Annotated in this window: 19 protein-coding genes and 1 tRNA gene; 6 read left to right on the top strand and 14 right to left on the bottom strand. The window is 65.3% G+C overall.

Annotation, left to right across the window (positions count from 1 at the left end; all coding sequences use genetic code 11):
• Positions 1–235: 235 nt before the first annotated feature.
• The 5 genes from cydX to rpoH form a co-directional block, all read right to left on the bottom strand.
• The gene (cydX, locus tag ACN22W_RS15680; protein ID WP_006477761.1) at positions 236–358 is read right to left on the bottom strand and encodes a cytochrome bd-I oxidase subunit CydX; all 123 of its coding nucleotides are present in this window, start codon (positions 356–358) and stop codon (positions 236–238) included.
• A 54-nt stretch (positions 359–412) separates the two neighbouring features.
• Positions 413–1,549 carry a cytochrome d ubiquinol oxidase subunit II gene (cydB, locus tag ACN22W_RS15675; protein WP_129513018.1) on the bottom strand — a complete coding sequence of 379 codons (1,137 nt, stop codon included), beginning with the start codon at positions 1,547–1,549 and terminating at the stop codon, positions 413–415.
• A 31-nt stretch (positions 1,550–1,580) separates the two neighbouring features.
• Complete coding sequence (locus ACN22W_RS15670; protein WP_419685351.1) at positions 1,581–3,161, bottom strand: cytochrome ubiquinol oxidase subunit I; 1,581 nt, start codon at positions 3,159–3,161, stop codon at positions 1,581–1,583.
• Entirely contained in the window at positions 3,151–3,429 is a 279-nt protein-coding gene (cydP, locus tag ACN22W_RS15665) for a cytochrome oxidase putative small subunit CydP (RefSeq protein WP_048246999.1), read from the bottom strand. The genes ACN22W_RS15670 and cydP overlap by 11 nt, the downstream gene beginning before the upstream one ends.
• 357 nt (positions 3,430–3,786) lie before the next feature.
• Positions 3,787–4,722 carry an RNA polymerase sigma factor RpoH gene (gene rpoH / locus ACN22W_RS15660; RefSeq protein ID WP_129513016.1) on the bottom strand — a complete coding sequence of 312 codons (936 nt, stop codon included), beginning with the start codon at positions 4,720–4,722 and terminating at the stop codon, positions 3,787–3,789.
• Between the two features lie 360 nt (positions 4,723–5,082).
• On the opposite strand from rpoH, the gene ACN22W_RS15655 reads away from it, so the two are divergent.
• Positions 5,083–5,652, top strand: coding sequence for an acyloxyacyl hydrolase (locus ACN22W_RS15655; protein ID WP_129513014.1), 570 nt, complete (start codon positions 5,083–5,085; stop codon positions 5,650–5,652).
• Between the two features lie 45 nt (positions 5,653–5,697).
• Entirely contained in the window at positions 5,698–6,081 is a 384-nt protein-coding gene (locus ACN22W_RS15650; protein WP_048246995.1) for a nuclear transport factor 2 family protein, read from the top strand.
• A gap of 143 nt (positions 6,082–6,224) precedes the next feature.
• On the opposite strand, the gene leuA is transcribed toward ACN22W_RS15650, so the two are convergent.
• Together leuA and ybiB are read right to left on the bottom strand one after the other, a co-directional pair.
• Positions 6,225–7,871, bottom strand: a complete 1,647-nt coding sequence (gene leuA / locus ACN22W_RS15645) for a 2-isopropylmalate synthase (RefSeq protein WP_419685350.1) — start codon at positions 7,869–7,871, stop codon at positions 6,225–6,227.
• A 380-nt stretch (positions 7,872–8,251) separates the two neighbouring features.
• On the bottom strand, positions 8,252–9,226 hold the full coding sequence (gene ybiB, locus ACN22W_RS15640) for a DNA-binding protein YbiB (RefSeq protein ID WP_419685349.1): 975 nt from the start codon (positions 9,224–9,226) through the stop codon (positions 8,252–8,254).
• A gap of 194 nt (positions 9,227–9,420) precedes the next feature.
• Between ybiB and maiA the strand changes: the two genes are divergently transcribed.
• Entirely contained in the window at positions 9,421–10,065 is a 645-nt protein-coding gene (maiA, locus tag ACN22W_RS15635) for a maleylacetoacetate isomerase (protein WP_193099132.1), read from the top strand.
• Between the two features lie 75 nt (positions 10,066–10,140).
• Here maiA and ftsY read toward each other — a convergent pair whose 3' ends face one another.
• Positions 10,141–11,295, bottom strand: a complete 1,155-nt coding sequence (gene ftsY, locus ACN22W_RS15630) for a signal recognition particle-docking protein FtsY (RefSeq protein WP_419685348.1) — start codon at positions 11,293–11,295, stop codon at positions 10,141–10,143.
• A 216-nt stretch (positions 11,296–11,511) separates the two neighbouring features.
• On the opposite strand from ftsY, the gene rsmD reads away from it, so the two are divergent.
• The 3 genes from rsmD (at position 11,512) to ACN22W_RS15615 (ending at position 13,061) form a co-directional block, all read left to right on the top strand.
• Entirely contained in the window at positions 11,512–12,126 is a 615-nt protein-coding gene (rsmD, locus tag ACN22W_RS15625) for a 16S rRNA (guanine(966)-N(2))-methyltransferase RsmD (protein ID WP_419685347.1), read from the top strand.
• A gap of 111 nt (positions 12,127–12,237) precedes the next feature.
• Complete coding sequence (gene coaD / locus ACN22W_RS15620; protein ID WP_021163047.1) at positions 12,238–12,735, top strand: pantetheine-phosphate adenylyltransferase; 498 nt, start codon at positions 12,238–12,240, stop codon at positions 12,733–12,735.
• Between the two features lie 59 nt (positions 12,736–12,794).
• Positions 12,795–13,061, top strand: coding sequence for a YfhL family 4Fe-4S dicluster ferredoxin (locus ACN22W_RS15615; protein WP_193099126.1), 267 nt, complete (start codon positions 12,795–12,797; stop codon positions 13,059–13,061).
• Positions 13,062–13,145: 84 nt separating this feature from the next.
• Here ACN22W_RS15615 and hisC read toward each other — a convergent pair whose 3' ends face one another.
• The 6 genes from hisC to ispE all read right to left on the bottom strand — a co-directional run bounded on the left by hisC (position 13,146) and on the right by ispE (position 17,819).
• Positions 13,146–14,213 (bottom strand): histidinol-phosphate transaminase, encoded by a 1,068-nt coding sequence (gene hisC / locus ACN22W_RS15610; RefSeq protein WP_419685346.1) that lies wholly within the window; start codon positions 14,211–14,213, stop codon positions 13,146–13,148.
• A 118-nt stretch (positions 14,214–14,331) separates the two neighbouring features.
• On the bottom strand, positions 14,332–14,931 hold the full coding sequence (pth, locus tag ACN22W_RS15605; protein WP_048246979.1) for an aminoacyl-tRNA hydrolase: 600 nt from the start codon (positions 14,929–14,931) through the stop codon (positions 14,332–14,334).
• Positions 14,932–15,039: 108 nt separating this feature from the next.
• Positions 15,040–15,642, bottom strand: coding sequence for a 50S ribosomal protein L25/general stress protein Ctc (locus ACN22W_RS15600; RefSeq protein WP_048246977.1), 603 nt, complete (start codon positions 15,640–15,642; stop codon positions 15,040–15,042).
• Positions 15,643–15,803: 161 nt separating this feature from the next.
• On the bottom strand, positions 15,804–16,760 hold the full coding sequence (locus ACN22W_RS15595) for a ribose-phosphate pyrophosphokinase (RefSeq protein ID WP_129513006.1): 957 nt from the start codon (positions 16,758–16,760) through the stop codon (positions 15,804–15,806).
• 45 nt (positions 16,761–16,805) lie between these two features.
• A tRNA-Gln gene (locus ACN22W_RS15590) sits at positions 16,806–16,882 on the bottom strand.
• 55 nt (positions 16,883–16,937) lie between these two features.
• A complete protein-coding gene (ispE, locus tag ACN22W_RS15585) occupies positions 16,938–17,819 on the bottom strand; it encodes a 4-(cytidine 5'-diphospho)-2-C-methyl-D-erythritol kinase (RefSeq protein WP_419685345.1) in 882 nt (293 codons plus the stop codon).
• Positions 17,820–17,822 lie beyond the last annotated feature (3 nt).

Below are 17,822 nucleotides of genomic sequence, written 5' to 3'. Positions count from 1 at the left end.
GGCGCGCGCCATAAACGGGATTCGCATGTCTCCCCCACCAGATGGATTCGGCCTGTCAGCGGCCGTGTCCAAAGATCTTATGAAACCTTTTATTGGTATTCAAGTGGTATCAATCTGGCGCTAAATTGGCATCGGCGTGCCGGGCCTGTCCGCGCGGCCGGGACGAAAAAAAACCTCGCGCGAAGCGAGGTTCTGTCCGGACAGCGGCGGTGCGATCCGCCGCACGCGTCACGCGTCAGTCGCGGCGCGCCCGCACGGGCGCTTCCTGCGTCTTCTGCCGCGCTTCGAGCCACATCGCGTTGACGATGCCGAACGACAGCGCGACGCCGATACCGAGAATCCAGCTGAAATACCACATGATCCGACTCCTTGCGAAACGGTGGGCGGGGGCGCCTGCGCGCCCCGGCCCGGTTCAATACATCGAGTGCTTGTTCTCTTCGAGCGTCTGGTGCGTGACCTTGCCGCGCATCACGCGATACACCCAGCTCGTATAGAGCAGGACGATCGGCAGGAACACGATCACCGCGAACAGCATCACCTGCAGCGTCATGTGGCTCGACGTCGAATCCCACACGGTCAGGCTGCTGCGCGGGTCGAGCGACGACGGCATGATGAACGGGAACATCGAGAAGCCCGCGGTCAGGATCACGCCGGTGATCATCAGCCCGGTGCAGAAGAACGCCGTCTTCTCCTGCTTCGAGCCGGCGAGCAGCAGCGCGAGCAGGCCGCCCGCGATCCCGACGACGGGCGCCGCGATCATCCACGGATACTGGCTGTAGTTCGCGAGCCACAGGCCCGAGCCGGCGGCGACGTCCTTGAGCAGCGGGTTCGCGACCGTGTCGGTCGCCGCGGCGCGCGTGATGTGGAAGCCGCCGATATATGAGGCGATCAGCACGCCGGCCAGCACGAACAGCACGACGGCGAGGAACGCCGACACGCGCAGCGCGATCGATGCACGGCGTGCGATCACGCCGTCGGTCTTCATCTTGATGAACGCGGCGCCGTGCGCGACGAGCATCGTGAGGCTGACGAGCCCGCACAGCAGCGCGAACGGGTTCAGCAGCGCCCAGAAGCTGCCGTAGTAGGTCACGCGCAGGTCGCTGTCGAACTTGAACGGCACGCCCTGCAGCAGGTTGCCGAACGCGACGCCGAACACGAGCGCCGGCACGAAGCCGCCGACGAACAGGCCCCAGTCCCAGCCCGCGCGCCAGCGCGGGTCAGGCCGCTTGCTGCGGTAGTCGAAACCCACCGGCCGGAAGAACAGCGCGAACAGCACGAGCAGCATCGCGAAGTAGAAGCCGGAGAACGACGCCGCGTAGACGAGCGGCCAGGCGGCGAACATCGCGCCGCCGGCCGTGATCAGCCACACCTGGTTGCCTTCCCACGTCGCGCCGACGGTATTGACGATGATGCGGCGCTCGTCGTCGGTCTTGCCGAGGAACGGCAGCAGCGCGGTCGCTCCCATGTCGAAGCCGTCGGTGACGGCGAAGCCGATCAGCAGCACGCCGACGAGCAGCCACCAGATCAGCTTGAGAGTTGCATAGTCCATAGCGATTCCTTGTTCCGTTTCGGGTGCGTGCTCAGGCCGGGGCGCGCTCGCTGGCGGCCGCGAGTTCGTGGTGGTAACGGCCGGTATGCAGCGACGACGGGCCGAGGCGCGCGTACTTGAACATCAGCTTGATCTCGATGACGAACAGCGCGGTGTAGAACAGGATGAAGCCCGCGAGGCTCAGGTACAGGTCGGTCGGCGTCAGGCTCGAGGCCGACAGGTGCGTCGGCAGCACGCCCGCGATCGTCCACGGCTGGCGGCCGAGCTCGGCGACGATCCAGCCGAATTCGATCGCGATCCACGGCAGCGGGATCGCCCACACCGCGTAGCGCAGGAACCAGCGGCGGTTGTCCTGCAGCAGTTCGCGGCGCGCGCAGAACCAGAACGCGGCAACGAACGTCGCGACGAACAGGAAGCCGAGGGCCACCATGATCCGGAACGAGAAGAACACGGGCGCGACCGGCGGGATCGTCTTCTTCGCGGCGGCCTTGATCTGCTCGGGCGTCGCGTCGACCACGTTCGGCGTGAACTGCTTGAGCATCAGCCCGTAGCCGAGATACTGCTTGTGCTGGTCGAACAGCTCGTGCGTCGCGGCGCTGGTGTCGCCTTCCTTGATCTTCTGCAGCGCGCCGTACGCGATCATCCCGCTCTGGATGTGCTCCTCGCTGCGCTTCATCAGGTCCTTGAGGCCGATGACGGGTTCGTCGATCGAGCGCGTTGCGATCAGGCCGAGCGCGTACGGGATCTTGATCGCGTAGTCGGTGCGCTGTTCCTCCTGGTTCGGAATGCCGATCAGCGTGAACGGAGCGGGCGCGGGTGCCGTTTCCCATTCGGATTCGATCGCGGCGAGCTTCATCTTCTGCACTTCGCCAGTCGTATAGCCCGATTCGTCGCCGAGCACGATCACGCAGAGCGTCGCCGCGAGGCCGAAGCCGGCCGCGACCGCGAACGAGCGCAGCGCGAAGTCGACGTCGCGCTTCTTCAGCAGGTACCACGACGACACGCCGAGCACGAACATCGCGGCCGACACATAGCCCGCCGACACCGTGTGCACGAACTTCACCTGCGCGACCGGGTTGAACAGCACGTCGAACAGGCTCGTCATCTCCATGCGCATCGTCTGGTAGTTGAACTCGGCGCCGACCGGGTTGTTCATCCAGCCGTTCGCGACGAGGATCCACAGCGCGGACAGGTTCGAACCCAGCGCGACGAGGAACGTGACGATCAGGTGCTTGACCTTCGACAGGCGGTTCCAGCCGAAGAAGAACAGGCCGACGAACGTCGATTCGAGGAAGAACGCCATCAGGCCTTCGACCGCGAGCGGCACGCCGAAGATGTCGCCGACGTAGTGCGAGTAGTACGACCAGTTCGTGCCGAACTGGAATTCGAGCGTGATGCCGGTCGTCACGCCCATCGCGAAGTTGATCCCGAACAGCTTGCCCCAGAACTGGGTCATGTCCTTGTAGACCTGCTTGCCGGTCATCACGTAGACCGCTTCCATGATGACGAGCAGCCAGGACAGGCCGAGTGTCAGCGGCACGAACAGGAAGTGGTAGAGCGCCGTGATGCCGAACTGCAGACGTGACAGATCGACGACTTCACTACTTATCATGGTGGTCTCCCTCGGTGGGTGCAGGCGCCGGCACCGAAAGCAGCTTCTCGGCGACGGCGGCAGGCGGAAGCGACATGTGCTCGGCCTGCGGATGATTGAAGAATGCGTATTTGAGCGACATCAGGAGGATCAGCTTGACGATCAGCACCAGGGTGATGTCGCGGGCGAGGGTCGGGCCGCGTGCCCACGCGGCGATGCGCGCGCGCCAGCCGATCGTGCCGGCCGGCCGCGGGGGAGGCGGCGCAGGCTCTTTATTGATCGAGATCAAGGCGAATATCCTGAATCGATTTAGGTCGGTTTTGGGGCGACTTTACGTCGGATTTATGACGGCCGTGAAGCTGTTTTAATCCCTTTGCGCCGGACATGCCAATTTTAAAAGGACTGCTTTCCGATGCCGAGTGCTGCGCTGCGGCAGACCGTCGCGAAACGCGGACCGAAACTTGAGGCAGATCAAGGTTATGCGGAAGGGGGCCGCAAACAGCCTAATACCTGATGAATCAGGTCAATTAATCGGCGGAGAAACGAACGGAGAAGCGCGTGAAAAGCACGCGCAAAAGACGGGCGAAAAAAAACCGCTGCCGGTCGGGCAGCGGTTTTCGATGAGGCGCTCTAAATCGTCGGGGATTTATGCGTATTCGGCGAGGGCGGTGCGCATCTTTTTCATCGCACTCGCTTCGATCTGGCGGATACGTTCCGCCGACACGCCGAACTCGGCGGCGAGATCGTGCAGCGTCGAGCCGCCCGAGCCGTCGTCGTCGACGTGCAGCCAGCGCGCCTCGATGATGCGGCGGCTGCGCGCGTCCAGCGCGTCGAGCGCCTGCGCGATGCCGTCCGTCTGCAACGTGTCGCGCTGACGCGCGGCGAGCACGGCGGTCGGCTCGTTATGCGAGTCGGCCAGGTAGGCGATCGGCGCGTACGACTCCTCGCCGTCTTCCACCTGCCCTTCGAGCGCGATGTCGCCGCCCGACAGGCGCGTTTCCATCTCGGACACGTCTTCGCGCTTGACGTTGAGCTCCTGCGCGAGGCCGTCGATTTCCTCGGGCGTCATCGCCTGCATGCTCTTCTTGTGGCTGCGCAGGTTGAAGAACAGCTTGCGCTGCGCCTTCGTCGTCGCGACCTTCACCATGCGCCAGTTGCGCAGGATGTACTCGTGGATTTCGGCCTTGATCCAGTGGATCGCGTACGACACGAGACGCACGTTCTGGGCCGGATCGAAGCGCTTCACGGCCTTCATCAGGCCGATGTTGCCTTCCTGGATCAGGTCGCCGTGCGGCAGGCCGTAGCCGAGATAGTTGCGCGCGATCGACACGACGAGCCGCAGGTGCGACAGCACGAGGCGGCGCGCCGAATCGAGGTTGTTGTTTTCGCGGAATTCGGTCGCGTACTGGCGTTCCTCTTCCGGCGTCAGCAGCGGAATGCGATTGACGGCCTGGATATACGCGTCGATGTTGCCCAGCTGGCCCGGCAACATCGATTGAGCTGCGAGCGCCAGCGAGCCTGCCGATTCGGCCTTGGCCGGCGTCGGGCTCAGGGTGTTCGGAAGGGTCAGGGCGTTGCTCACTAAAAAACTCCTTTGGAATCAGGGACAAACCCCGGGTCTCGGATGAAAGACCGGAGCCAATCTTAGCACTCCCGTAATCCGAGTGCTAATTCCTTAGAGCGGGCGTGGGCATCGGAGTTCCCAGTTTTCTATCGAAGTAGTCGAGTCGATAGTCTAATCTGCGACCAAAGCGGCGGATCGAAGTTCCGTAAACCGTTGTTTCTGATAGGAATCAGTAGACGATTTCGATTTTTGTCGTTTTGGAAGGAAGCCATTTCGCTTCGCGATGCCGATCCGAAAAGTCCTTTACCATACCATTCAGTTCGCTCGGGCCAGGCCGGTGCGGCCGGCTCCATTCAACCCAAAAAGTTGGAGTGTCAGATGAACAATAAGAAGAATCGCCGGCCCCGCAGCCGGCTTGCGCTGCACGCGATGCTGGCGGCGTCACTTCTGGGCGGATCGGGCGCGGCATTTGCGGATCGATGGGGGATCCAGGCGGGCGGCGGGTTTTCGGATCGTCACGGGATCGACAAGGCCGATCTCGGCGTGGTGTGGGATCCGGGCTGGAACTGGTGGGAAATCGGCGGCTGGCACTTCACGTTCGTGATGGAAGGCCACGTCGGCTACTGGCACACGGGCGGCAACGTTCACAGCGGCCTCGGCGAATTCGGCGCGACGCCGATGTTCCGCTTCATCAAGAGCGCGGGCCAGGTGCGCCCGTTCGTCGAGGCCGGCGCCGGCATCCGCTTCCTGACTTCGCCGACGATCTCCACCCATCTTTCGCTGGGGACCTCGTTCCAGTTCGTGGACGTCGTCGGTGTCGGCGCGCAGTTCGGGGAACGGCAACAATATCAGGTCGGTTACCGTTTTCAACATGTGTCTAACGCGGGTATCAAAGAGCCGAATCCTGGTATAAATTTCCACCAGTTCTACGTGCAGTACAACTTCTGATCCGCATGCCCGCGCACGGCGTGCGCGTTGCCGAGGAGTCAGGCGATGGCGAAGGTGGTCGATGCGATCCGCGCGCTCGAGCGCGATCGGTTCCGGGCGATGGTGGACGGGGACGGCGAGGCGCTCGACGCGCTGTTGTCGGACAAGGTGTTCTTTGTTCACACCAACGGCAAACGTGAAACCAAGCAGCAGTTCATCGACGCCATCGTCGCAGGCCGCCGTCGCTATCGTCAGATCGAAATCCAGTCGCAGGACGTGTTGCCCGTTGGCGACGAAACCTGCGTCGTCACCGGGCGCGCGTTGATCGAGATGGAAACGAACAACGGCGGCCTGGTCTTCCCGATTGCCTATACGTCCGTCCACACCCACGAGCAGGGCCGCTGGAGCCTGCTCGCCTGGCAGGCGACGCGGTGCGCGACCGAGACATGAGCGCACGTGGCGCTCTTTTTCATGTCCCGACCGAAGCGGCCTTCTGGGCCGCTTTTTGTTGCCTCGTGCGACGCGGATCGCGCGGCGCACGGGCGGTCACGCCCCGCTCGCTGACGTTTGAACCCTGAATCGAAGCCCGACGGTCAGGCCGCCGCGCGGCGGTCCGTGCAATGCCATGCCGAGCGGTTGATCGCGCTGACGACCGCGTCGAGCGCGGCGCTCGCCGCATCCGCATGCAGGCCGACGCCGTGCCGCTGCGGTGCATCGCCGACCCGGCAGCCGACCGACACCGCGAACCGGCCGTCCGTCGTGCGCGCGTGTTCGCACGACGCGACGTCGATCGACGCGCCGGCGGCCGCCGCAAATGCCGCGGCCAAACGTCGCACGGCGTCCTCCGGCGTCGCGTCGGCCGCCGGCGCCGTCGCGATCTCGCGGTTCCGCCAGCGCGCGTTGCTGCCGTGGCGTGCAGCCGGGCCGTCGGTCTCGAAGAATTCGCGGGCGAACAGCGCGCAGATCGCGTCGCCCGTCACTTCCTCGCCGGACGCGTCGGCGAGCGTCTGCACCGCGTGGCTGAATTCGATCTGCACGCGGCGCGTCGGCGTGAAGCCCATTCCGCGTTCGAGCAGGAACGTCGCGCCGCCCTTGCCGGACTGGCTGTTCACGCGGATCACCGCGTCATAGCTGCGGCCAAGGTCGGCCGGGTCGATCGGCAGGTACGGCACTTCCCAGACCGCGTCGGGGCGCTGCTGCGCGAAGCCCTTGCGGATCGCGTCCTGGTGCGAGCCGGAGAACGCGGTGAACACGAGGTCGCCCGCGTACGGATGGCGCGGATGCACGGGAATCTGGTTGCAGCGTTCGACGACGCGGCGCACCGCGTCGATGTCGGAGAAATCGAGGCCTGGGTCGATGCCCTGCGTGTAGAGGTTCAGCGCGAGCGTGACGAGATCGACGTTGCCCGTGCGCTCGCCGTTGCCGAACAGGCAGCCTTCGATGCGGTCGGCGCCCGCGAGCAGCGCGAGTTCGGCCGCCGCGACCGCGGTGCCGCGATCGTTGTGCGGATGCACGGACAGCACGATGCTGTCGCGATACGCGAGGTTGCGGTCCATCCATTCGATCTGGTCGGCGAACACATTCGGGCTCGCGGCTTCGACGGTCGCCGGCAGGTTCACGATCATCTTGTGGTCGCGGGTCGGCCGCCAGGTCTGCGCAACGGCATCGCAGATCTCGCGCGCGAACGTCAGCTCGGTCATGCTGAAGGTTTCCGGCGAGTACTGGAAGGTCCAGTGCGTGTCGGGGCGCGCGGCGGCGTGCGCCTTGATGCTGCGCGTGCCGTCGACCGCGAGCGCCTTCACGTCGTGCTTCGACATCCCGAACACGATGCGGCGGAACGACGGGCAGATCGCGTTGTACAGGTGCACGATCGCGCGCGGCACGCCGTCGAGCGCGTCGAACGTGCGTGCGATCAGGTCTTCGCGCGACTGCACGAGCACCTCGATCGTCACGTCGTCCGGAATCCGCTTGTCGTCGATCAGCTTGCGGACGAAATCGAAGTCGGTTTGCGACGCAGACGGAAAACCGACTTCGATCTCCTTGAAACCGATCGCGACCAGCATCTCGAAGAACTCGAGCTTCTGCTCGATGCTCATCGGCTCGATCAGCGACTGGTTGCCGTCGCGCAGGTCGGTGCTCATCCAGACGGGCGCGCGTTCGATGGTGCGGGCCGGCCAGCGGCGGCCATTGAGGCGGACGGGTTCGAACGGGCGGTATTTGTCTTGCGGATTGCGCTGCATCTTCGGGACCTCGGGTCTCAAGTCGCGAGCGAAGACGGGCGGCATGGGCGACGGTTGGCGCTGCCTCGCACCGCGGCACACGATGGCGCTGCGGATGCGGATGATCTTCGCGAATCGACCGACGGATAGACGGACGAATGCTGACGACTTCGGGTTGTAAAAACTGCGAGAGGGGTACTGCGAGGAACTGCTGGGAGGGACCGTGCGGACAGCACACGGCGCTACGACAGCCTTAGGCTAGTCGTAGCGATAGCGGCCGCGCTAGGCGGCCGGAGGTAATTCGGAGGGTGTTCGGAAAGGAACGCATTACGGCAACTCTATGCCAGATTGCGGGCGCGTGTCAAATGGCCGGGGCGCGGGGGCGGGTCGACGCCGCGCCGTCAGCGTGCGATGCGGGCGATCTGCACGATCGTTGCGACCTGTCGCGCGACCGTGTCGGGCACCGGCATCTCGCCGCGCAACACGGCGTCCGTCCACGCGGCCGTCGTCGTCGCATCGCGCGATTCGGGCAGTGCGACGGGCGGCGCATCGGCCGACGATCGTTCGGCTTCGATCAGCGTGTCGCACACGCCGTCGTGCAGCCAGTCGACCTGCACCTGGCGTCGCGTGTCGGCGACGGCCTCGCCTTCGGTGCCGCGCGCGAGCAGCGCGCCGCCGAGCGCGGCGTCCGGATGGTCGCGGAACAGTTGCGCGAGGCTGTCACGGTACGGCGGATGCGTGTAGTTGACGAGCCGCAGGCCGGCCGGCGCGAACGGCTGCAGGATCTTCACGAGCGTGTGCGTCGAGTTGCGCACGCCGAGCACGCTGCGCATCGACAGCAGGTGCGCGATGCGCGGCGCCAGCGCTTCGATCGGTGCAAACGCGACGCGGCGCTCGGCGAGCGTGTCCTCGATCGCGTCGTGCGACGTCGACGGCGGAAGCGACAGCGCCGAGAAGATCTCGGCGCTCGTCACGCGGCCCGGATCGCGCTCGACGCCGTGCACGAGCACCGGCACGCCTTCGCGCGCGAGCAGCAGCGCGAGCAGCGGCACGAGGTTCGGTTGCTTGCGCGCGCCGTTGTAACTCGGAATCGACACAGGGCGGAACGCGGCGTCCTGCACGTGCACGGGCTCGAACGACGCCTGCGCGGCGGCCAGCATCGCGGCCAGTTCGTCGGCGGATTCGCCCTTCAGCCGATAGGCGATCAGGATCGCACCGAGTTCGACGTCCGACACGCGTGCATCGAGCATCGCGCGATAAAGTTCGAACGTGTCCTCGGCCGACAGCGCGCGCGCGCCGTGCGGGCCGCGGCCGATTTCCTTGATGAAGCGGGCGCAGGGGAACGGAACGGCGGCGGGATCGTGGGAAGCGGTCATCGGGGCGTGGGGCGGGCGGCCGGCATCGGGCCGCGCGGTGAGCGGTGAGGAATGCCCCGAGTATCGCACGGGCGCGGCCGGGGTCAGCGCGGCCGCGCATCGCGTCGCGCTACACTCTGGTTCCCGGCCGTGCGCGCGCCGGCTGTGCCGCGCCTGTGCCGTTGCCGGCCGAATACGACTACGAGAGACATCCCATGAAGCTCTACAGCTATTTCCGCAGTTCAGCGTCGTACCGCGTGCGGATCGCCCTGAACCTGAAGCAGCTGCCGTTCGACTATGTGCCCGTGCACATGCTGCGCAACGGCGGCGAGCAACTGAAGGACGAGTACCGCGCGCTCAATCCCGATGCGGTCGTACCGACGCTGACCGACGGCGACGCGACGCTGCAGCAGTCGCTCGCGATCATCGAATATCTCGAGGAAACCCATCCCGAGCCCGCGCTGCTGCCGAAGCAGCCGGTCGATCGCGCGTATGTGCGCGCGGTCGCGCTGCAGGTCGCGTGCGAGATCCATCCGCTCAACAACCTGCGTGTGCTGAAGTACCTGAAGCACACGCTGCAGGTGCCCGAGGAGGCGAAGAACGCGTGGTACCGGCACTGGATCGAGGCGGGCTTCGAAACGCTCGAGACGCGTCTGGCGAACGATCCGCGCACCGGCAAGCTGTGTTTCGGCGATACGCCGACGCTCGCCGACGTGTGCCTCGTCCCGCAGGTGTTCAACGCGAACCGCTTCTCGATCGATACGACGCGTTATCCGACGATCCAGCGGATCGCCGATCATGCGGCGACGCTCGACGCGTTCAAGGCCGCCGAGCCCGGCGTGCAGCCCGACGCCGAGTGAGCGTGGCGCCCGGTTTGCGGGCGCGCATGAAAAAGGGCGCCCGAAGGCGCCCCGTGCGGTGCGTGCCGGCGGCGTTCAGCCGAGCAGCGCGTCCGCGAATTCCTCGGCGCTGAACGGCTGCAGGTCCTCGACCTTCTCGCCGACACCGATGAAGTAGACGGGCACCGGGCGTTGCCGTGCGATCGCGGCAAGAATCCCGCCCTTCGCGGTGCCGTCGAGCTTCGTGACGATGAGGCCCGTGAGGCCGAGCGCGTCGTCGAATGCCTTCACCTGCGTGAGCGCGTTCTGGCCGGTGTTCGCGTCGATCACCAGCAGCACCTCGTGCGGCGAGCCGTCGTGCGCCTTCGAGATCACGCGCTTCACCTTCTTCAGCTCTTCCATCAGGTGGAGCTGCGTCGGCAGGCGGCCGGCCGTGTCGGCCATCATCACGTCGATCTTGCGCGCGCGTGCGGCGCTGACCGCGTCGAAGATCACCGCGGCCGGATCGCCGCTTTCCTGCTGCACGACCGTCACGTTGTTGCGCTCGCCCCAGACCGCCAGCTGTTCGCGCGCGGCTGCACGGAACGTGTCGCCCGCGGCCAGCAGCACCGACTGGTCGAAGCTCTGCAGGTGCTTCGCGAGCTTGCCGATGCTGGTCGTCTTGCCCGCGCCGTTCACGCCGGTGATCATCATCACGAGCGGCTGCGCGCGGCCGAGCATCAGCGATTTCTCGAGCGGCTTCAGCAACTCGACGAGCAGGTCGTGCAGCGCGCTCTTCACCTGCTGCGGGTCGGTCAGCCGGCCCGTGCGCACCTTTTCGCGCAGCGCGTCGAGCAGGTACTCGGTCGCGTCGACGCCCGCGTCGGACATCAGCAGCGCGGTTTCGAGCTCTTCGTACAGGTCCTCGTCGATCTTCGTGTTGACGAATACGCCGGTGATGCTCGAGCCCGTCTTGGCGAGCCCCGTTTTCAGGCGCGCAAGCCACGACTTCTTCGCGGATGCGTCCTGCGTTGGCGGCGGGACGATTTCGACCGTCTCGACGACTTCGTCGCGGCCGTCGTTGGTCGGCGTGACCGTCATCACGACGGCCGGTGCGGCCGGATGCACGGGCGCTTGCGGCACGTCGGCCGCGGGCGGGGCCTCGACCGCGGGCGCATCGGACAACGCGTCCGCTTGCGACGCGTCGGCCGATTGCGATTCCGCCGGATCGGGCTCCTGCGTTTTCTTGAATCGTTTGAAGAAGCTGAACATGGTCTGACGTCGGGAAGAGGGCGGGCCGCCGCCAGGGGCGGGGTGCCGGAGGGGCCGTTCTGCGTTCGCGCGGACGCGGCGCACGGTGGCCGAAACCGTGCATTTTATCAGTGCGGCGTGGCGCTCGCGTCAGTGCGCGTCGCCGCTGTGGTAACGTGCGCCTGTTTGGCGGTGCGCCCCTGCGCGCGCCCGGTCCCTCCGTTGTCACTATTCCGTATGTCCCGTTCCTCTTCCGGCCGCCCGGCGGCCCCTCCCGGCCGCGGCAAGCCGCACACGATCCGCATCATCGGCGGTGACTGGAAACGCACGCCGCTCGCGGTGCTCGATCTCGACGGCCTGCGGCCGACGCCCGATCGCGTGCGCGAAACGCTGTTCAACTGGCTCGGCCAGGATCTCGACGGGTGGCGCTGCCTCGACCTGTTCGCGGGCACCGGCGCGCTCGGCTTCGAGGCCGCGTCGCGCGGCGCGGCAAGCGTCGTGATGGTCGAGCGCCATCCGCGCGCCGCGCAGCAGCTGCGTGCAATCAAGGACAAGCTTGGCGCCCGCACGGTCGAGGTTGCCGAGGCCGACGCGCTGCGGCTCGCGGCCGGGCTCTCGCCGGGCGCGTTCGACGTCGTGTTTCTCGATCCGCCGTTCGGCGAGCCGGCCGTGCTCGAGCGCGCGCTCGCGCTGGCGGCGCCGCTCGTTTCGGCGGACGGCGCGCTGTACGTCGAGACCGGCGCGGAACTCGATCCGGCCGCGCACGACGCGCTGGCGGGCTGGGAGGTCGTGAAGCACGGCAAGGCGGGTGCGGTTCACTATCATTTGCTGCGGCGCGAAAATGATGAATAATGCGCGTTCGATACGAGGCGGCGCGCCGCAAAGGCGACGCATGCCCATCTCGGCAGTGGCGTGCGCATCGCACGGCTGCCATCCCGTTTGCGTGATGACAGGAGGAGCGACATGGTAGTCGCCGTGTATCCCGGTACGTTCGATCCGCTGACGCGCGGGCACGAAGACCTCGTGCGGCGTGCGTCGAGCATTTTTGATACGCTGGTGGTTGGGGTTGCCGACAGCCGCGCGAAAAAGCCGTTCTTCTCGCTGGAAGAACGTCTGACGATTGCGAACGAGGTGCTCGGCCATTATCCGAACGTGAAGGTGATGAGCTTCACCGGTCTCCTGAAGGATTTTGTCCGCACCAACAACGCACGCGTGATCGTGCGTGGCCTGCGCGCCGTGTCCGATTTTGAATATGAGTTCCAGATGGCCGGGATGAACCGCTATCTGCTGCCCGACGTCGAGACGATGTTCATGACGCCGTCCGATCAGTACCAGTTCATCTCGGGGACGATCGTGCGTGAAATCGCGCAGTTGGGCGGCGATGTCAGCAAGTTCGTGTTCCCGTCCGTCGAGAAATGGCTGACCGAGAAAGTCACCGCGATGGGAGGCCCTGCCGCGTGACGCGGCGCCGGCCGGTTTCGTTGCGGAGCCGGCCGCCGGCCTGAAGAAGTGAGATCAGTATGGCTTTGATGATTACCGACGAGTGCATCAATTGCGACGTGTGCGAGCCCGAGTGCCCGAACGGCGCGATTTCGATGGGCCCGGACATCTACGTGATCGACCCGAACAAGTGCACCGAGTGCGTCGGCCATTTCGACGAACCGCAGTGCCAGCAGGTGTGTCCGGTCGAATGCATTCCGCGCGATCCGCAGCATGACGAATCGCACGCGCAATTGATGGAGAAGTATCACGTGTTGATCGCCGCGAAGGGCGACGACGCGTCGTGATCCTGCGGTGACGCGCGCGCCTTCGTCTGCCGGCGCACGTGTCTCGCTTCCCGAGCGGCGCCGCCCGGCGCCGGTTCTTCCGTTTCAGGCCAGCAGCTCGCGCAATGCCGCGACGAGCGCGTCGCATTCGGCGTCGGTGCCGACGGTGATGCGCAGATGCTGGTCGACCCGTGGCAGCCGGAAGTGCCGCACGAAAATCTCCCGTTCCTTCAGCTTCGCCGCAAGCGCGCCCGCATCGTGCGCGGGATGGCGCGCGAACACGAAATTCGCGGCCGACGGCACGACGTCGAAGCCGAGCGCGTCGAGCGCATGCGTGAGCCGCGTGCGGCTGTCGATCACGCGCCGGCAGGTCGCGTCGAAATAGTCGGTGTCCTCGTATGCGGCCTGCGCGGCGGCCTGCGCGAGCCGGTCGAGCGGATAGGAGTTGAAGCTGTCCTTCACGCGGTTCAGCGCGTCGATCAGCGCCGCATCGCCGAACGCGAAGCCGACGCGCATGCCCGCGAGCGAGCGCGCCTTCGACGTCGTGTGCACGACGAGCAGGTTCGGATAGCGGTCGATCAGCGTGATCGCGGACTGCGCGCCGAAATCGACGTACGCCTCGTCGATCACGACCACCGACGACGGGTTCGCGGCCGCGATCCGCTCGACGTCCGCGAGCGGCAGCGCGCGCCCGGTCGGCGCATTCGGGTTCGGAAACAGCACGCCGCCGGCGTCGTCGAGATAGTCGTCGACGCGAATCGAGAAGTCGTCCGCGAGCGGCACGACCGTCGTCGCGACGCCGTACAGGCGCGCATAGGTCGGATAGAAGCTGTACGTGATGTCGGGAAAGCGCAGCGGCCGGTCGTGCTTGAGCAGCGCCTGGAACGTGTGCGCGAGCACCTCGTCGGAACCGTTGCCGACGAACACCTGCTCGGGCTTGATGCGGTGATGGGCCGCGACCGTCTCGCGCAGCGCGCGCGCGACGGGGTCCGGATAGCGGCGCAGCGTATCGCCGGTGTCGCCGAGTTCGCGTGCGATCGCCGCGACCACGCGCGGCGACGGCGGATAGGGATTCTCGTTGGTGTTCAGCTTGACGGGGTGCGCGAGCGCGGGCTGCTCGCCCGGCACGTAAGGCACGAGTTGCTGAACGACGTCGCTCCAGTAACGGCTCACCGCTTGGCTCCTGTCGGGCAAAACGACGAGATTACCGCATGTGGGCGTCACGGTGGGAAGGGCGGGGCCGCCCGGCGCGGCCGGACGGCTCGATGCACCGTGCCGGTGCGATGCGCGTTCAGTTGCGATGCAGCTGCATCGTCGCGCGGTCGAGTTCGCCCTTGACGACCATCGGCATCACGGCGAGCGCGCGTTCGATCGACGCGTCGATCACATCCTGTTCCTCGCGGCGCGGCGGTTTCAGCACGAAGTTCGCGACATCGGGCTTCGCGCCGGCGCGCGCGCTTTCCGGAATCAGGTCGCGCGGATGGCCGATGCCGATCCGCAGCCGCCAGTATTGCTGCGACGACAGGTGCGCGGAGATGTCCTTGAGGCCGTTGTGGCCGCCGCTGCCGCCGCCGAGCTTCAGCTTCACGGTGCCGGGCGGCAGGTCGAGCTCGTCGTGCGCGACGAGGATCTGGTCGGGCAGGATCTTGAAGAATTGCGCGAGCGCGACGACCGACTGGCCGGAGCGGTTCATGTAGGTCTGCGGTTCGAGCAGGTGGACTTCCTCGCCGTGCAGGCGCGCTTTCGCGTAGAAGCCGTGGAAGCGGCGCTCGTCGCGCAGCGTCGTGCCTGCTTCGCGGGCGAGCTGGTCGATCAGCCAGAAGCCGGCGTTGTGGCGCGTCGCGGTGTATTCCGCCCCGGGATTGCCGAGGCCGACGATCAGTTTGATCATGACGTTTCGAAGGCGGCAACTGCCGCCTGGGCGCAGAAAAAGAAAAACCCGCCGGGCAAGCCGCGGCGGGTTGCGTCGACCGTTTCGTGAAACGGATCGATTGGGCGCTTAGGCAGCCGGCGTATCGCCTGCTGCGTCCGACACGGCACCAGCCGGGACCGTCGCCGATGCGACAACCGGGTTTTCCGCATCGATGTGTGCGACCAGCGCGACGCCGTTCGGCAGCGTGATGTCCTTCGCGTGCAGCGATTGACCGGCTTCGATCTTCGACAGGTCGACTTCGAGGAACTCCGGCAGGGCAGCCGGCAGGCACTCGATTTCGATTTCCGTCGCGACGTGCGAAACGATCGCGCTCGACAGCTTCACGGCCGGGCTGACTTCAGCGTTGATGAAGTGCAGCGGCACCTTCGTGTGCAGCTTCTTCGATGCGTCAACGCGCTGGAAGTCCACGTGCAGCACCAGTTGCTTGAACGGGTGATATTGCACGTCGCGCAGCAGAACCTGTTGCGACTGGCCGGCCACTTCGAGATCGAGGATCGACGAGTGGAAGGCTTCCTTCTTCAGGGCGTGCCACAGGGCGTTGTGATCGAGTTCGATCTTTTGCGGGGCTGCTTCGCCACCGTAAACGATACCCGTGGTCTTACCGGCGTTGCGCAGGCGGCGGCTCGCACCCGTACCTTGCTCTTGGCGCTCGAAAGCGACGACTTTCATGTGATTCTCCAATAGCTGCCCGCGACCAGGCAGTAAAACGGGGCCGTCAAACGGCGGCCCCCGATGAAACGGCCGGGGTTTCGTCTATCCCGTCCGATTGTGCAAAAAGCGAAGCGTTGCCGCTTCGCTTTTTGCGAATACTTGGTTGCGTCGAGTCGCGATCAGGATTCCGCGAACAGCGACATCACCGAGTCGCCGCGACGGATCCGCGAGAACGTCTCGGCCAGCAGGCTCGCGCTCGTCAGCGAGCGGACCTTCGTGCACGCCAGCGATTCGGCCGACAGCGGGATCGTATCGGTGACGACCAGCTCGTCGAGTGCCGATGCGGCGATGCGATCGGCGGCGCCGCCCGACAGCACGGGGTGCGTCGCGTAGGCGAACACCTGCTTCGCACCGCGGTCCTTCAGCACTTGCGCGGCCTTGCAGAGCGTGCCGGCCGTATCGACCATGTCGTCCATGATCACGCAGGTGCGGCCTTCGACTTCACCGATGATGTTCATCACTTCGGCGATGTTCGCCTTCGGACGACGCTTGTCGATGATCGCGAGATCGCAGTTGAGCTGCTTCGCGAGTGCCCGGGCACGCACCACGCCGCCGACGTCCGGCGACACGACGAGCAGATCCGAGTAGTTCTGCTTGCGCAGGTCACCCAGCAGGATCGGCGTTGCGTAGATGTTGTCGACCGGGATGTCGAAGAAGCCTTGAATCTGGTCGGCGTGCAGATCCATCGTGATGATCCGCTCGACGCCGGCGATTTCCAGCATGTTCGCGACGACCTTCGCCGAGATCGCAACACGCGCCGAACGCGGGCGGCGGTCCTGGCGGGCGTAGCCGAAGTAGGGGATGGCAGCAGTGATCCGGCCGGCGGATGCGCGCTTGAGCGCATCGACCATGATCATCAGTTCCATCAGGTTGTCGTTCGTCGGCGCGCACGTGGATTGCAGGACGAAGACGTCCTTGCCACGCACGTTTTCCTGGATCTCGACCTGGATCTCGCCGTCGGAGAAACGGCTGACCATTGCTTTGCCGAGGGGGATTCCAAGAATGTTGACGACTTCCTGGGCGAGCGCGGGATTCGCGTTGCCAGTAAAAACCATCAGGCCGTCATGGCTGCTCATCGTGCACCTGCTTCAGGCTTAGGCGGGAAATGCGGGAAAAATTTTTGGCAGGGGAGGAAGGACTCGAACCCTCGCATGCCGGAATCAAAATCCGGTGCCTTGACCAACTTGGCGACTCCCCTACACTTAACTGATAACTCAACCGGACTTGTGTAGGCCGTCCGGCCAAGTAAAACTTCATGACGCGAAAGCGAAGAGCGGATGCTCGTTCAGGCTCTCGGCAACTGCACCGTTCCAACCGATGGGCAGCCTGGCTTTCGCCGCTTCTGCCTCATGCTTGCTGCGAAACGCTGCAAACACGCTTGCTCCGGAGCCGGTCATCCTCGCGGGGGTCACATCATACAACCATTTGACCACCTGCGCAACTTCCGCGTACTTACTTGTCACAACTTGCTGCATATCGTTCCGGCCGAAGCTGTCTGGCCATCCCGCATCGCTGTTTTGCTGTGCAAGAAAGTCAGCAATTGTGACTGGCTTCGAATCTCTTGTCAACAACTCATCTGAAAATATTTCAGCGGTCGGGACATGAACACGTGGCGTCACAACCAAGAACCAGCGAGTCGGCAATTCTACCTCAGCTAATTCTTCTCCGATACCCTCTGCGAACGCATTTTTTCCAAAAATAAAAAACGGAACGTCCGCGCCGAGTTTTACCGCGAGCGACTGGAGCTCCGCGCGCGGCAGGTCGAGTTGCCACAGGCGGTTCAGCGCGAGCAGCGTCGTCGCCGCGTCGGAGCTGCCGCCGCCGAGGCCGGCACCCATCGGCAGGCACTTGTCGATCTCGATGTCGACGCCGGACGCGGTGCCCGTGTGCGCCTTCAGCAGGTTGGCCGCGCGCACGACGAGATCGCTTTCCTCGGGCACGCCGGGCACGTCGGTGACGCGCGACACGCGGCCGTCGTCGCGCAGCGTGAAGTGCAGCGTATCGCCCCAGTTCAGCAGTTGGAACACGCTCTGCAGATCGTGATAGCCGTTCGGGCGGCGGCCGGTGATGTGCAGGAACAGGTTGAGTTTCGCGGGCGCAAGGCAGTTGCGCAGCGAGCGGGTCGAATCGGTCATGCG

The sequence above is a fragment of the Burkholderia theae genome (assembly GCF_048565265.1).
Lineage (GTDB): Bacteria > Pseudomonadota > Gammaproteobacteria > Burkholderiales > Burkholderiaceae > Burkholderia > Burkholderia theae.
This window is presented reverse-complemented; position numbering and strand designations above follow the sequence as displayed.